Here is a 13,985-nt window from a genome sequence, read left to right on the forward strand (position 1 = left end):
CCCCTGGATCAGTACGCGAGTGCGCGGTCGACGGCGTCGAGCACGCGGTCCAGGTCGGGGAGGAAGGCCTCCTCGACCCGGGACGGCGGGTACGGCGCGTGGTAGCCGCCGACCCGCAGGACCGGCGCCTCCAGGTGGTAGAAGCACTTCTCGGTGAGCCGGGCGGCCAGCTCGGCGCCCATGCCCAGGAAGACCGGTGCCTCGTGGACCACGACGGCGCGGCCGGTGCGCTTGACCGACTCCTCCAGGGTGGTGAAGTCCACCGGGGAGAGCGAGCGCAGGTCGACGACCTCCAGCCGGCGGCCGTCCTCCTCGGCGGCCGCGGCGGCCTCCAGGCAGACCTTGACCATCGGGCCGTACGCGATCAGCGTCGCGTCGGTGCCGGGCCGGACGATCCGGGCGTCGTGCAGGCCCAGGTCGGCGGCGTCGCCGACCTCGCCCTTGTCCCAGTAACGGCGCTTGGGCTCCAGGAAGATGACCGGGTCGTCCGACTCGATCGCCTGCCGCAGCATCCAGTGCGCGTCGTGCGCGCTGGACGGGCTGACCACGCGCAGACCGGCGGTGTGCGCGAAGTACGCCTCGTGCGACTCGCTGTGGTGCTCGACCGCGCCGATGCCGCCCGCGTACGGGATGCGGATGGTGACCGGCATCTTCACGTGTCCGAGCGCGCGGGCGTGCATCTTCGCCAGCTGGGAGACGATCTGGTCGAAGGCCGGGTAGACGAAACCGTCGAACTGGATCTCCACCACCGGGCGGTAGCCGCGCAGTGCCAGGCCGATCGCGGTGCCGACGATGCCGGACTCGGCGAGCGGGGAGTCGATCACCCGGCCCTCGCCGAAGTCCTTCTGCAGGCCGTCGGTGATCCGGAAGACGCCACCGAGCTTGCCGATGTCCTCGCCCATGAGGAGGGTCTTCGGGTCGTTCTCCAGCGACTTGCGCAGCGCCCCGTTCAGCGCCTTCGCGATGCTCAGCTGACCGGCCATCAGAGGTTCTCCCCCGCCTCGAAGGAGGCCGCGTACTCGACGTACTCGGCCCGTTCCTCATCGACCAGTGTGTGCGGCTCGCTGTACACGTGGTCGAAGATCAGGGTCGGGTCCGGGTCCGGCATGCTGCGCACGCCCTCGCGCACCCGCAGCCCCAGCTTCTCGCTCTCGGCGTCGACGGAGGCGAAGAACTCCTCGTCGGCCAGGCCCTCCTTGTCCAGGTGGGCGCGGAGCCGGGAGATCGGGTCCTTGGCCTTCCAGGCCTCGGTCTCCTCGGAGTGCCGGTAACGGGTGGGGTCGTCGGAGGTGGTGTGGGCGCCCATCCGGTAGGTGAACGCCTCGATCAGCACCGGGCCGTTGCCGCTGCGGGCGTGGTCGAGCGCCCAGCGGGTGACCGCGAGGCAGGCCAGCACGTCGTTGCCGTCGACCCGCACGCCGGGGAAGCCGAAGCCGGAGGCGCGACGGTACAGCGGGATCTTGGTCTGGGTGGTGGTGGGCTCGGAGATCGCCCACTGGTTGTTCTGGCAGAAGAACACCACCGGCGCGTTGTAGACCGAGGCGAAGGTGAAGGCCTCGTTGACGTCGCCCTGGCTGGAGGCACCGTCGCCGAAGTACGCGATCACCGCGTCGTCGGTGCCGTCCTTGCTGATGCCCATCGCGTAACCGGTGGCGTGCAGGGCCTGCGCGCCGATCACGATGGTGTACAGGTGGAAGTTCTTCTCGTTCGGGTCCCAGCCGCCGTGGTTCACGCCGCGGAACATGCCGAGCAGGTTCAGCGGGTCGACGTCCCGGCACCAGGCCACGCCGTGCTCGCGGTAGGTGGGGAAGGCGTAGTCGCCGGTGCGCATGGCGCGGCCGGAGCCGACCTGGGCGGCCTCCTGGCCGAGCAGCGAGGCCCACAGGCCCAGCTCGCCCTGGCGCTGCAGCGCGGTGGCCTCGGCGTCGAACCGGCGCACCAGCACCAGGTCGCGGTAGAGGGAGCGCAGCTCCTCCGGAGTGGTGGTGAGGGGGTAGTCCGGGTGCTCGACCCGCTCGCCTTCGGGCGTGAGCAACTGGACGAGCTCCGGCTGGGCGTCCGTACCCGTGGCGCGGAGGGTGTCAGGAACAGCGGGGGCCGCCTTCTTGCGAGCCCTCGCCGTGCTTTTGACGGTCACGTTCACTCCTCGGTCTGTCCGGCCGCCCGGGGTCGCCGGTGACCGGTCCGGTCACCGCCTCGCGGGGCGCGCGTGGGTGTGCGCACCTACTGCGGGGCAGGTGGTGATCCTGTTCCGACGGCGTCCCTCACGAGAACGTTACCCAGCGTCCGCCCTTGGCGCGCTTGCGCTAGGACGTCCTACTTGTTCAGGGCCTACAACCCCGAGGGTGCCGCGCTCGGACCGCCGTCGGAAGGGTGGGGGTGACGGGCGACGTGACGCAGCTCTCAATTCGAGCGCCTTCAGGACACCAGCGCACGTTATCCGGGCAGACGCCCGTACGTAAGGGGGTTCTCGGTATCGGTTTCGGTGACTCTGGCCGGATCACGTCGTCACGGCGTTGCGAGTGATAGGTCTTTCGTATGGCGATATGGGAGGCTTTGGACGTGACTGACAACGGACAAATCAGGGTATTCCTGCTCGATGACCACGAGGTCGTCCGGCGGGGTGTGCACGATCTGCTCTCGGTCGAGGACGACATCGAGGTGGTCGGCGAGGCCGGCACGGCCGCCGAGGCGCTCACCCGGATCCCCGCGGTCCACCCCGACGTCGCGGTGCTCGACGTCCGGCTGCCGGACGGCAACGGGGTCGAGGTCTGCCGCGAGATCCGGTCCCGGCTGCCGGACATCAAGTGCCTGATGCTGACCTCGTTCTCGGACGACGAGGCGCTGTTCGACTCGATCATGGCGGGCGCCTCCGGCTACGTCCTGAAGGCGATCCGCGGCACCGACCTGATCACCGCCGTCCGGGACGTCGCGGCCGGCCGCTCGCTGCTCGACCCGGTCGCCACCAGCCGGGTGCTCGCCCGACTGCGCGACGGCGGCGAGAAGGAGGACGAACGGCTGGCCCAACTCACCAAGCAGGAGCGGCGGATCCTCGATCTGATCGGCGAGGGGATGACCAATCGTCAGATCGGCAACGAGTTGCACCTGGCCGAGAAAACGGTGAAGAACTACGTCTCCAGTCTGCTCGCCAAGATGGGCATGGAGCGACGCACCCAAGCGGCGGCCTTCGTGGCGCGGCACCAGGCCGACCACCAGCACTGACGTGGAAGTTTCACAGGTCTGACGGTTTGTCAAGGGCCCCCGCCAGGGGGCCATAACCTCTGGCTGTGACTTTCAGCCAGACCCTCGCCTGCGCCCCGGCCCGCCCCGACCTCTCCGCACCGCCGATGGGGACCCTCAGCCCGCCCGTCCCGCACACCGCGCTCGCCGAGGTCCTGACCCGCTACCGGGTGGGGCGCCTGCTGACCGCCGAACCGGTCGCCGAAGGCCTGCTGAACCGGGGGTACCGGGTCATCACCGAGGCCGGTCCGTACTTCCTGAAGTGCTACGTCGACACCGCCACCGCCAGCCGTCCCAAGATCTTCGCCCACCACCGCGCGATGGCCGCGCTGAACACCCTCGGACTGCCCGTCGCACCCCCGCTGGCCTGCGCCGGACGCTCGGGCACGATGGCCGGCTGGGGCGGCCGGCTGTTCGCGCTGTTCCCGTGGACCGACGGCCGACACCGGCACGGTACCGAGCTCGACCTCCCGCAGTGCGAGGCGCTCGGCGCGCTGCTCGGCCGGCTGCACGGCGCGCTCGACGATGTCTGCGCCCCCTTCGACCCGCCCGCCGGCTACCGCAGCGCCGACCCCGCCGACAGCGCCGAACTCGCCCGTGACCTGCGGCGCCGCGCCCGCGAGCACCGCCCGTACGGGGAACTGGACGCGCTCGTCCAGCAACGGCTCACGGAACGGCTGGAACTGCTCGCCGAACACGCCCACCGCCGCCCCGCCCCGCAGGCCGCCCCGCCCACCGGCTGGACCCACGGCGACTTCCACGGCCTCAACCTGCTGTACGACGACGACCCGGCGGGCGGCCGGGTGGCCGCCGTCCTGGACTGGGACAAGCTCGGCCCGCAGCCGCGCGCCGAGGAGGCCGTCCGGGCCGCCACCCTGCTGTTCAACGACCGGGCATCGGGCGTCCTCGACCTGGTCCGGGTCCGCCGCTACTCCCAGGCCTACCGGGCCTCCGGCGCCGCCACCTCCGAGCACCTGGCCGCCGCCGCCCACCGGGTGTGGTGGGAGCGGCTGAACGACTTCTGGATGCTGCAGTGGCGCTACCAGCGGGCCGACCACCGGGCCGACCCGCTCTACCCCGCCTCGGCGGGCCAGCTGGCGTGGTGGTGCCAGGAGTACGAGCAGGTCCTGGACGCCTTCGCCAACTGACCGGCTCAGCCGAGGGTCGGCGGCGAGATCGGCCCCTTCGTGGAGCTCGGCGGGGCCGGGTTGGTGGGCGTGCCGCCCCCGCCGCCCGGGGTCGACGTGGACCCCCCGGTCGACCCGCCGGTCGGAGTCGCCGACGAGCTGCCCGTCGCGGAGTGGGTGGGGGTCGGCGTCGGCGTCGGAGTCGGCGTGTGCTTGCCCGAACTCGCCGACGGCGACATGTTGTTGCCGCTGTTCCCGGTGTTGTTCCCGCTGTTGTTGCCGGGCTCGGTCGGCTGCTGCGGCTTCCTGCTGCCGGAGACCGACGCCGGCGGGCTCGGCAGACCGCTCTGGGTCGGCGTGGTCGGCTCGGTCGTGCTGACCACCGGCTCGGGCGTCGGAGGCAGGACGTGGTCCTTGGTGCCGCCGTTGTCGGCGCCGCTGAGCGCGAACGCGATTCCGGCACCGGCCGCGACCAGCACCGCGATGGCGCCGGCCACCCAGGCCCACGGCCCGCGCCGCCGACCGTGCCCGTCGTCGCCGTCGCCCTCGCCGCCACCGCCGTACAGGCCGCCGCCCCCCGAGTAGGAGGTCGCGGGGGTGGAGCCGCCCGCCCCCTGGTAGGGCAGCACGGAGGTCTGGTCGCCCGGGCGGACCACGCCGAAGGCCGCCGTGGCCGCCGCCTGGTCCGGCCGGAGCACCTGGGTCGCGCCGGTGTCGCCGGGGGCCCCGCCCGCGCCGACCCAGCCGGCCCCGGCCGCGCCGTGCATCTCGCGCAGCGCGTGCTGCAGGTGGGCACGGAACTCGTCGGCGTCCTGGAAGCGGTCGTCCGGGTTCTTGGCGAGCGAGCGCAGCACCAGCGGGTCGAGGCCGACCGGCACCCGGCCGTTGGCCTGCGAGGGCGGCATCGGCAGGTCCTGGACGTGCTGGTAGACCACCGAGAGCGGGGTGTCGCCGGTGAACGGCGGGCGCAGCGTGAGCAGTTCGAACAGCATGCAGCCGGCCGCGTACAGGTCGGAGCGGTGGTCGACCGGCTTGCCCAGCGCCTGCTCGGGCGAGAGGTACTGCGGGGTGCCCATGACCATGCCGGTCTGGGTCATCGTGGTGGCCCCGCCGGTCAGCGCCCGGGCGATGCCGAAGTCCATCACCTTGACCGCGCCGGCGGTCGTGATGATCACGTTGGCGGGCTTGATGTCGCGGTGGACGATGCCGTGCCGGTGGCTGTAGGCGAGCGCCTCCAGCACCCCGGCGATGATGATCAGCGCCTGGTCGACCGGCGGCGCCTCCTCGTCCGCCAGCAGCTCGCGGACGGTCCGGCCCTCGACCAGCTCCATCACGATGTACGGCGTGGACTCGTCCCCGACGTACTCCTCGCCGGTGTCGTAGACCGAGACGATCGAGTGGTGGTTGAGCGCCGCGACCGCGTGCGCCTCGCGGGTGAACCGCAGCCGGGCGACGTCGTCCTGGGCCAGCTCGCCGCGCAGCAGCTTGACGGCGACGGTGCGGCCCAGCCGCACGTCCTCGGCGGCGAACACCTCGGCCATGCCGCCGCGGCCCAGCCGGTGGGTCAGCCGGTAGCGGCCGTCGCCGACGGTGCCCAGCGGTGCGGCGGTGCCGCGACCGGGGGTGTGCGGGCCGCCGGAGCCGAAGACGGGCGGCAGCGCCGAGGTCGCGGCATCGCTGCCGGGCTCGGGAATCCTCGGCGTCCCGCCGGTCCGGCCGGCCGCTCGGGCACCCGCGTCGTCATCCGGCTGCTGCGTCTGTGCCATCGCTCCTCGCCCCGGGCGTTCGCTCGGATCGCGGTGCCCTGTCGCCTACGTATCCCCGAACGCTACCGCTTCCGGCGCGCAGCCGTGGCACCCGTGAACCGGTCGGAATCCGTCAGAGCCGGCCATTCCGGTCGGCCGGCAGGTCGACCACCAGGACGTTCGCCGGACGCTCGGCGTGGCCGAACTTGCCATTCGTCTTCTTGTCGGCGTTGTTGACCACGATCGCGATGATGATGCCGGCCAGCACGAGCACGCCGACGATGATCCCGACCACGACCACGGCCGTCGAGCAGCCACCGCCGCCGGACGCCTTCGGCTGCTGGTACGGCGGCATCGGCTGCGGCGGCGGGGTGTGCGCCTGCTGGGCGAAGGGGTGCGGGGTGTGCGGGGCCTGCGGACGCGGCGTCTGGTAGGCCGGCGGCGGCGTCTGGTACTGCGGCTGCTGCCCCTGCTGGAGGTACTGCGGGTGCGGGGTGTGCGGGGCCTGCGGACGCGGCGTCTGGTAGGCCGGCGGCGGCGTCTGGTACTGCGGCTGCTGCCCCTGCTGCGGGTACTGCGGCGGCGGCGTGTGCGGAGCCTGCGGGGCGGCGTGCACCGAACGCGGGCCCTCGTTGATCACCAGCGGGGTGCTGGCCTGCAGCTTGTGCCCGCTGCCGCCGCCCTTCGCGGCCTCGATCAGCCGCTCCGCCTCGTCCCGCATCGCCGCCGCGCTCTGGAACCGGTGCGCCGGGTCCTTGCGCAGCGCCTGGGCGACGAAGGCGTCCACCTCGGGGGTGACCGAGCGGTTGAGGGCGGAGGGCGCCGGCGGCTCCTCCTGGACGTGCTTGTAGGCGATCGAGAACGCCGAGTCGCCGTCGAAGACCAGCTGGCCGGTGAGCATCTCGAAGAGCATCACGCCGACCGAGTACAGGTCGGAGCGGGCGTCCACCGGCTTGCCGAGCGCCTGCTCGGGCGAGAGGTACTGCGGGGTGCCGACCACCATGCCGGTCTGCGTCATCGACGTGACGCCGGACTCCAGCGCCCGGGCGATGCCGAAGTCCATGACCTTGACATTGCCCTTGCGGTCGAACATGACGTTGCCGGGCTTGATGTCGCGGTGCACCAGGCCCATGTCGTGCGAGGCCTCCAGCGCGTTCAGCACGCCGACGGTGACCTTCAGGGCCGCCTCGGTCGGCATCGCGCCGTACTGGCCGATCGCCTCGTTGATCGCCTCGCGCAGGCCCTGGCCGTCGATCAGCTGCATGACGATGTACGGCGTGCTGGAGCCGTCCGGGGCGATGTCCTCGCCGCTGTCGTACACCGTGACGATGTTCGGGTGCTCCAGCCGGGCCACTGCCTGGGCCTCGCGGCGGAACCGCTCCTTGAACGAGTCGTCCCGGCCCAGTTCGCTGTGCATGCTCTTCAGCGCGACCTGCCGGTCCAGCACGCTGTCGTAGGCGAGGTGCACGGACGCCATGCCGCCTTCGCCCAGCAGCCGCTGCAGCACATAACGGCCGTTGCCCAGGGAGAAGCCCTCGACCGCCGCGTTGCCGTGCTCGCTCATGGTCCTCTGCTCCCCCTCGGCGCGGCCGTGCTGCCGCAACCCGTGACGTTCGGTCTCGTCCGTGCTGGTGGGCCCGGCCCGCTGGCCTGGCGGACCCCTGTCGCGGCGGCCCGACCGGCCTGCGACAGGGGTCAGGGTATCGGCTCGCGCCGACGGTGATCGGCCCAGGGCCGCTCCTGGGCCCGGGCCGTCGGCGCCGGATCCCGGCGACGCGGCCCGGGACGGGTCGTCGTGGTACGTCCGGTCCGGCGGCCGCCGGACCTGCCGCCGGGTACCGGACTACAGGTACGGGCCGGAGCGGATGCCGCGGCCCTGGCCCGGCTCGTCCTCGTCCTGGTCCCCGCCGTGCAGACCCGGCGGCAGCGCCCGCCGCATCTGCTCCAGCTGGGCCCGGGCCGCCATCTGCTGGGCGAACAGCGCGGTCTGGATGCCGTGGAACAGGCCCTCCAGCCAGCCGACCAGCTGGGCCTGGGCGATCCGCAGCTCGGCCTCGGTCGGGATGGTGTCCTCGGTGAACGGCAGCGACAGCCGCTCCAGCTCGGCGACCAGCTCCGGGGCCAGGCCGAGTTCGAGCTCCTTGATCGAGCTCGCGTGGATGTCCTTCAGCCGGACCCGGCTCGCCTCGTCGAGGGGCGCCGCCCGGACCTCCTCCAACAGCTGCTTGATCATGCTGCCGATGCGCATGACCTTGGCGGGCTGCTCGACCATCTCGGTCACCGGGAGCTCGCGCGGCATGTCGATGTCGTCGTCCCCCTCCCCCGCCGGGCCGGCGAAGCCCTGGCCCACGGGCATCCCGTCCGGTCCGACGATCAGCACCTTCTGGCCGTCCTGCGACTGCCCGCCGGCGGCCTGGTAGGGCTCCTGCGACGAGCGCTCGTTCATCGGATTCGTCATGAACAACATTCTCTCTCACTGGGGTTGGTCGGGCGGAAGCCCCCGTTCGTCCCGCCGTCCTGCGCCACCCCTGACGACGGTACGCCCCCACGCGCCGCGCGGGAATCCGTACGGGTACTCAGATCCCGCGCCCCGCGGGCCGGCCGCCCACCACCGCCCCCACCCCACGGAACCCGCACCGAACCTCCACCCCCACCGGAGGCCGCCGCCCCGGCTCAGCCCTTCCGCAGCCGCACGCCGATCAGCCCCAGGCCGCAGCCGATCAGCCCGAGGCCGACGCCGAGCGGGAGCTGGGTCGTGGAGGCGTCCTGCCAGCGGGCGGGGAGGACGATCGGGAGGCCGGCGGCCGCGACGGGCCGACCGGAGGCGGCCGTGACGGCGTCCGGTGCGACGGCGTCGCCGGGGGCCGCCGACTCCGGGGCGCCCGGGTCGGCCTGGTCGGCCACCGGCTGGTCGGCCTTGACGCCCTGGTCCGGGGCCTGCTCGGGAGCCTGGTCGACGGCCTGGCCAGGGGCCTGGTCGGTCGCCTGGTCCGGGGCCTGGTCCGGGGCCTGTTCCACGGTGGCGTCGGGCCGTTCCGGCAGGGACGCCGGGCGGTGCCGGTGGGCTCGGGGGCCGTCGCCGTCCTGGTGCGGGCGGGGTGCCGGGTGCTGCGGCGGCGCGGCCGCCGGCCTGGGCGCGGTCGAGGACTCCGGCGCCGTCGCCGCCGCGCTCGGCGCCCCTGCCGCGAGGTCCGGGGTCGGAGCAGGGGCGGAGGAACGAGGCGGGAGAGGAAGTGAAGGAGAAGGCGAAGGGAAAGGCGTCACCCCCGTCGAGGGCGAGGGCATCGCCACCGCCGCCGACGCGGCGGCCAGGGGGAGCGTGAGCCCCAGCACGGCCGCCGCGAACAGCCGCTGGGCGCGGCCCGGGCCGGAGCGGCGACGGGTACGACGGTGGTGCGGCGCTACGGGCAGCGGCCCGAGGTGTGCGTGCGGTGATGCGGCCACGGTCGGAGTCCTTCCGACGGCCGGCCGCGCCCGGGGGCGGGGTCGGCGGCGGGACAGCTCCGGACCAGCCTCGCACGATCCGATAATTCAGGCATTTCGGACATTCGAAGAGCCGCCCGCCCATCACCCAGGCCACCGCATCACCCCGGCCGCTCCTCAGACCGGCCGCCCCTCAGGCCCGCAGCACGACCTTCCCGACCTGCTCCCCGGCCTCCAGCACCCGGTGCCCCTCGCCCGCGTCGGTCAGCGGCAGCACCCGGTCCACCACCGGCTTCACCACCCCGGACTCGACCAACGGCCACACGTGCTCCCGCACCGCCGCCACGATCGCCGCCTTCTCCGCCAGCGGCCGCCCGCGCAGGTTGGTGGCGATCACCGCCGCCCGCTTGCGCAGCAGCGCGTTGAGGTCGAGCTCGCCCTTCACCCCGCCCTGCAGCCCGATGATCACCAGTCGCCCGTTGACCGCCAGCGCGTCCACGTTCCGCTGCAGGTACTTGGCGCCCATGATGTCCAGGATCACGTCCGCCCCGGCTCCGTCGGTGGCCTCCCGGAGCGCCTCGACGAAGTCCTGCTCGCGGTAGTCGATCGCGATGTCCGCACCCAGTTCGGTGCACCGGGCCAGCTTCTCGGCGCTGCCCGCGGTGACCGCGACCCGCGCGCCGATCGCCTTGGCCAGCTGGATCGCCATGGTCCCGATGCCGCTCGCGCCGCCGTGCAGCAGCACGGTCTCGCCGGGCCGCAGGTGCGCGGTGAGGAAGACGTTGGACCACACCGTGCAGGCGACCTCCGGCAGCGCCGCGGCCTGCTCGGGGCTCAGCCCCTTGGGCACCGGCAGCAGCTGCCCGGTCGGCACCGCGACCCGCTCCGCGTAGCCGCCGCCGACCAGCAGCGCGCACACCTCGTCGCCGACCGCCCAGCCGGACACCCCCGGCCCGAGCGCGACGATCCGCCCGGCGCACTCCAGCCCCGGGTAGGGCGAGGCGCCGGGCGGCGGGTTGTAGAAGCCCTGCCGCTGGAGCAGGTCGGCACGGTTGACGGCGGTGGCCGCCACCTCGACCAGGACCTCGCCCTCGCCGGGCACCGGGTCGGGCACCTCGGCCCACACCAGTGCCTCGGGGCCGCCGGGTACGGGAATCGTCATCGCATGCATGTCCCGAACCTACTGCGCGTCAGGGCGCTCCGCGGGGCAGGGCCCGCGTCAGCCGGTCGACTTGATGACGATCACCCGGTCGGTGAGCTGCGGCACGGCGGCCTCCGGCTCGGTGTAGTTGATCACCCGCCGGCCGCGGACCACCGCGACCACCAGGTCCTCGCACCGGCGCGGGCTCTGCCCGGCCTCGGCCCGGGTGACCGGGCGCTCCACCACGTCCAGCCCGTTGCCGTACGTCAGCAGGTCCTCCATCACCGCCCCGGCGTGCGGACTGGGCATCGACAGCCCGAGCAGCCGTCCGGCCGAACTGGAGCTGGTGACCACGACGTCGGCGCCGCTCTGTCGCAGCAGCGGGGCGTTCTCGTCCTCCCGCACGGCGGCGACCACGGTGGCGTTGCGGTTCAGCTGGCGTGCCGTCAGCGTGATCAGCACGGCGGTGTCGTCCCGCTCCGGTGCGACCACCACCCGGGCCGCCGTGGGCAGGGCGGCGCGCACCAGCGTGTCGGTGCGGGTGGCGTCGCCGACCACCCCGACCAGGCCGTGCTGCGCGGCGTGGTCGATCACCTTGCGCTGCGGGTCGACGACGACGATCTCCTCCTTCTTCACCCCCTGCCCGAGCAGGGTGTCGACGGCGCTGCGGCCCTTCGTCCCGTACCCGATGACGACGGTGTGCTCGCGCACGGTGGACCTCCAGCGGTTCAACCGCCATTGCAGGCGGGTCCGTTCGGTGAGCACCTCCAGCGTGGTGCCGACCAGGATGATCAGGAACAGCACGCGCAGCGGGGTGACCACGAAGATGTTGGTGAGCCGGGCGCCGTCGCTGAACGGGGTGATGTCGCCGTACCCGGTGGTGGAGAGCGTCACGGTCGCGTAGTACGCCGCGTCGAGGAAGCTGAGCCCGCCGCCGGCGTTGTCGTTGTAGCCGTCCCGGTCGACGTAGACGATCAGCGTGGTGGCGACCAGGACGGCGAGCGCCAGCAGCAGCCGGAAGCCGACCTGCCGTACGGCGGGCTCGGACCGGCGGGCGGGCAGCACGATCCCGGCGTCCGCCCACGGCTCGGTGCCCGGCGCCCGAGTGCCCCGCAGGCGGCTCATGCGCCGGCCCGGCTTTCCCCGCTCACGGCACCTCCAGCAGCTCGACCGTCCCCCCGGCCGCCACTCCGCCGGGCGGGACCACGGCCAGCGCCTCGGCCCGGGCGAGCCCGCGCAGCATCGCGGGCCCGTCGAAGGCGAGCGGGACGACGCCCTCGGCCGTGCGCCGGACGGGCTGCAGCCGGGTGTCCGCCGGGTGCCCGGGCAGTGCGGCCGCGGCGGGCGCGAGGGCGGGGGCACCGGCGGCCCGTCCGCTGCGGGCGTGCAGCAGGGGCAGGGTGAGCGTGACCATGCCGGCGACGGCGGCCAGCGGGTTGCCCGGCAGGCCGACGAGGTGGCGCCCGCCGGGGAGTTCGGCCAGCAGCATGGGGTGCCCCGGCCGGACCGCGACGCCGTCCACCAGCAGCCGGGCGCCGGCCTCGTCGAGCGCCCGGTGCAGGAAGTCGACCGGCCCGGCGGCCGTCCCGCCGGTGGTGACCACGATGTCGGCGGTGGAGTGCCGCAGCGCGTCCCGGAGCAGTCCGAAGTCGTCGCGCACGTACCGCACGTCGGCGACCTCGGCGCCGGCGGCCCGCAGCCAGGGCAGCAGCAGCGGCCCGAGCGCGTCCCGGACCAGGCCCGGGCCGGGGATCCCGGATGCGAGCAACTCGTCACCCAGGACGAGCAGTTGGACGACCGGACGGCGGCGGACGACCAGTCGGTCGTGGCCGCAGGCGGCGGCCAGGCCCAGCACGGCCGGCCCGACCAGGGTGCCCTCCGGCAGCAGCTCCTCGCCCCGGCGGCACTCCTGGCCGCGGGGCCGGACGTCCTGGCCGGTGGTCAACTGTCGGGGGCCGCAGTCGCGCAGCAGCGTGCCGTCCGTCCGCCCGTGCTCGCGGCGCAGGACGGCGGTGGCCCCGGACGGCAGTTGGGCGCCGGTGGCGATCTCCACGGCGGTGCCGTCGGCCAGCGGCGCCGGCTCGGCCGGTCCGGCCAGCACCCGGCCGGCGACCCGCCACGGGCCGGGCCCGGCGACCGCCCAGCCGTCCATCGCGGAGGTGTCGAAGGCGGGCAGGTCGGTCAGCGCACCGAGCGGCTCGGCGAGGGTGTGGCCGAGCGCCTCGGCCAGCGGCAGCCCGATCCCGGGCAGCGGGCGCAGCCCGGCCCGGCGCGCGGTCTCGCGGGCCCGGGGCCAGCCGGACACGGCGGGGCCGGTGGACGGGGCGGTCACGGTCGTCTGCCCGACGGCGCTCACCGCTCGCCCGGCCGGTCGGCGGCGCCCCACCCCTCGGCGAGGGCCTCGGTCCGTCGGGCGGCCTCGGCGACGGCCTCCGACCCGCCGCCCCGCTGGGCGGCGGCGTAGCCGATCAGGAAGGCGGTCAGCGGCGCGGCCGGCCGGGCCACCCCGTGCGCGACCACCCGGGCCATGTCGAGCAGACCTCGGACGTCCACGTCCAGGTCGATGCCCAGGTCGGCCTTGACCTCGGCGATCCAGTCATCCAGCGTGCGCTCCATGCGCCCATGCTGCCTGATCGGCGGTTTCCCGGAGGTGTTCGCCCCGTGTGCGGGGCGCGTCATTTCGCTCACAGCCCGGTGACCGGCGTCGTGCGGCTCAGTTCCGGTCGCGTTCCCGGGCCTGCTCCAGGTCCTCCCAGGTGTCGCAGTCGTACGCGACGTTGTCGGTGTCGGCGACCCGCAGGTGCGCCAGCCCGCCGACCAGGCGGCGCAGCGGCCGGCCCGCCGGGTCGCCGAGGGCGGCCAGCGCGGCGCGCAGCGGGGCGGTGCGGTACGCGGCGGCGAGCGGCTGGTCGCGGCCTCCCGCGTCGACCAGCACGGCGGCGTCCACGGTCGGCCCGGCCCCGTCCAGGGCGGCGGCCAGCCGGTGCACGGTCCGCCGGTCCAGGAACGGCAGGTCGGCGGCGAGCAGCAGCACGGTGTCCGCGGTGACCAGGTCGAGCCCGGCCGCGACGGCGGCGACCGGCCCGCCGCCGGGCGGCTGCTCCCTGGTCCAGCGGACGCCGGTGCGCGCGGTCGGCCGGACCGGGCCGACCACGACGGTGGTGCGGGCGTCCGCGCAGGCGGCGAGCACCCGGTCGAGCAGGGTGGTCTCGCCCACGGTCAGGCCGGGCTTGTCGGCCCCGCCGAGGCGCCGGGCGGCCCCGCCCGCCGGAACGATCACGTCGTACGGCGTCATGCGGCCAGTATCCG

11 protein-coding genes and 1 pseudogene are annotated in these 13,985 nt (G+C 74.1%); 2 read left to right on the top strand and 10 right to left on the bottom strand.

The window, feature by feature from the left end:
- Positions 1-8: 8 nt before the first annotated feature.
- Positions 9-983, bottom strand: a complete 975-nt coding sequence (locus ACZ52R_RS02215; protein ID WP_465615382.1) for an alpha-ketoacid dehydrogenase subunit beta — start codon at positions 981-983, stop codon at positions 9-11.
- Entirely contained in the window at positions 983-2,137 is a 1,155-nt protein-coding gene (gene pdhA, locus ACZ52R_RS02220) for a pyruvate dehydrogenase (acetyl-transferring) E1 component subunit alpha (protein ID WP_465615383.1), read from the bottom strand. Before pdhA ends, ACZ52R_RS02215 begins: the two co-directional genes overlap by 1 nt.
- A 401-nt stretch (positions 2,138-2,538) precedes the next feature.
- Between pdhA and ACZ52R_RS02225 the strand changes: the two genes are divergently transcribed.
- Positions 2,539-3,222 carry a response regulator gene (locus tag ACZ52R_RS02225; protein WP_396289914.1) on the top strand — a complete coding sequence of 228 codons (684 nt, stop codon included), beginning with the start codon at positions 2,539-2,541 and terminating at the stop codon, positions 3,220-3,222.
- 125 nt (positions 3,223-3,347) lie between these two features.
- Positions 3,348-4,388, top strand: coding sequence for a phosphotransferase (locus ACZ52R_RS02230; protein WP_396289935.1), 1,041 nt, complete (start codon positions 3,348-3,350; stop codon positions 4,386-4,388).
- 5 nt (positions 4,389-4,393) lie between these two features.
- On the opposite strand, the gene ACZ52R_RS02235 is transcribed toward ACZ52R_RS02230, so the two are convergent.
- From ACZ52R_RS02235 to ACZ52R_RS02270, 8 genes and pseudogenes are all read right to left on the bottom strand, one after another.
- Positions 4,394-6,133 carry a protein kinase domain-containing protein gene (locus tag ACZ52R_RS02235; RefSeq protein ID WP_465615387.1) on the bottom strand — a complete coding sequence of 580 codons (1,740 nt, stop codon included), beginning with the start codon at positions 6,131-6,133 and terminating at the stop codon, positions 4,394-4,396.
- A gap of 112 nt (positions 6,134-6,245) precedes the next feature.
- Positions 6,246-7,676 carry a protein kinase domain-containing protein gene (locus ACZ52R_RS02240; RefSeq protein WP_360502427.1) on the bottom strand — a complete coding sequence of 477 codons (1,431 nt, stop codon included), beginning with the start codon at positions 7,674-7,676 and terminating at the stop codon, positions 6,246-6,248.
- A gap of 279 nt (positions 7,677-7,955) precedes the next feature.
- Positions 7,956-8,570, bottom strand: coding sequence for a bacterial proteasome activator family protein (locus ACZ52R_RS02245; protein ID WP_360502428.1), 615 nt, complete (start codon positions 8,568-8,570; stop codon positions 7,956-7,958).
- A gap of 215 nt (positions 8,571-8,785) precedes the next feature.
- Positions 8,786-9,130, bottom strand: coding sequence for a hypothetical protein (locus ACZ52R_RS02250; RefSeq protein WP_465752519.1), 345 nt, complete (start codon positions 9,128-9,130; stop codon positions 8,786-8,788).
- Between the two features lie 598 nt (positions 9,131-9,728).
- Positions 9,729-10,706 (bottom strand): NAD(P)H-quinone oxidoreductase, encoded by a 978-nt coding sequence (locus ACZ52R_RS02255; protein WP_465661575.1) that lies wholly within the window; start codon positions 10,704-10,706, stop codon positions 9,729-9,731.
- A gap of 48 nt (positions 10,707-10,754) precedes the next feature.
- Entirely contained in the window at positions 10,755-11,801 is a 1,047-nt protein-coding gene (locus ACZ52R_RS02260; RefSeq protein ID WP_465661576.1) for a potassium channel family protein, read from the bottom strand.
- A gap of 22 nt (positions 11,802-11,823) precedes the next feature.
- Positions 11,824-13,008, bottom strand: a complete 1,185-nt coding sequence (locus ACZ52R_RS02265; protein WP_465615396.1) for a molybdopterin molybdotransferase MoeA — start codon at positions 13,006-13,008, stop codon at positions 11,824-11,826.
- A gap of 20 nt (positions 13,009-13,028) precedes the next feature.
- Positions 13,029-13,971 (bottom strand): annotated as a pseudogene (locus tag ACZ52R_RS02270) (NTP transferase domain-containing protein).
- Positions 13,972-13,985: the final 14 nt, after the last annotated feature.

Source organism: Kitasatospora sp. NPDC034023, assembly GCF_055575795.1.

Excerpts from the sequence above, each read along its gene's own strand:
- ACZ52R_RS02225 (WP_396289914.1), top strand. The coding sequence starts at position 2,539 with ATGGCGATATGGGAGGCTTTGGACGTGACTGACAACGGACAAATCAGG.
- ACZ52R_RS02235 (WP_465615387.1), bottom strand. The coding sequence starts at position 6,133 with ATGGCACAGACGCAGCAGCCGGATGACGACGCGGGTGCCCGAGCGGCC.
- ACZ52R_RS02230 (WP_396289935.1), top strand. The coding sequence starts at position 3,348 with ATGGGGACCCTCAGCCCGCCCGTCCCGCACACCGCGCTCGCCGAGGTC.
- ACZ52R_RS02255 (WP_465661575.1), bottom strand. The coding sequence starts at position 10,706 with ATGCATGCGATGACGATTCCCGTACCCGGCGGCCCCGAGGCACTGGTG.
- ACZ52R_RS02245 (WP_360502428.1), bottom strand. The coding sequence starts at position 8,570 with ATGACGAATCCGATGAACGAGCGCTCGTCGCAGGAGCCCTACCAGGCC.
- ACZ52R_RS02215 (WP_465615382.1), bottom strand. The coding sequence starts at position 983 with ATGGCCGGTCAGCTGAGCATCGCGAAGGCGCTGAACGGGGCGCTGCGC.
- ACZ52R_RS02260 (WP_465661576.1), bottom strand. The coding sequence starts at position 11,801 with ATGAGCCGCCTGCGGGGCACTCGGGCGCCGGGCACCGAGCCGTGGGCG.
- ACZ52R_RS02240 (WP_360502427.1), bottom strand. The coding sequence starts at position 7,676 with ATGAGCGAGCACGGCAACGCGGCGGTCGAGGGCTTCTCCCTGGGCAAC.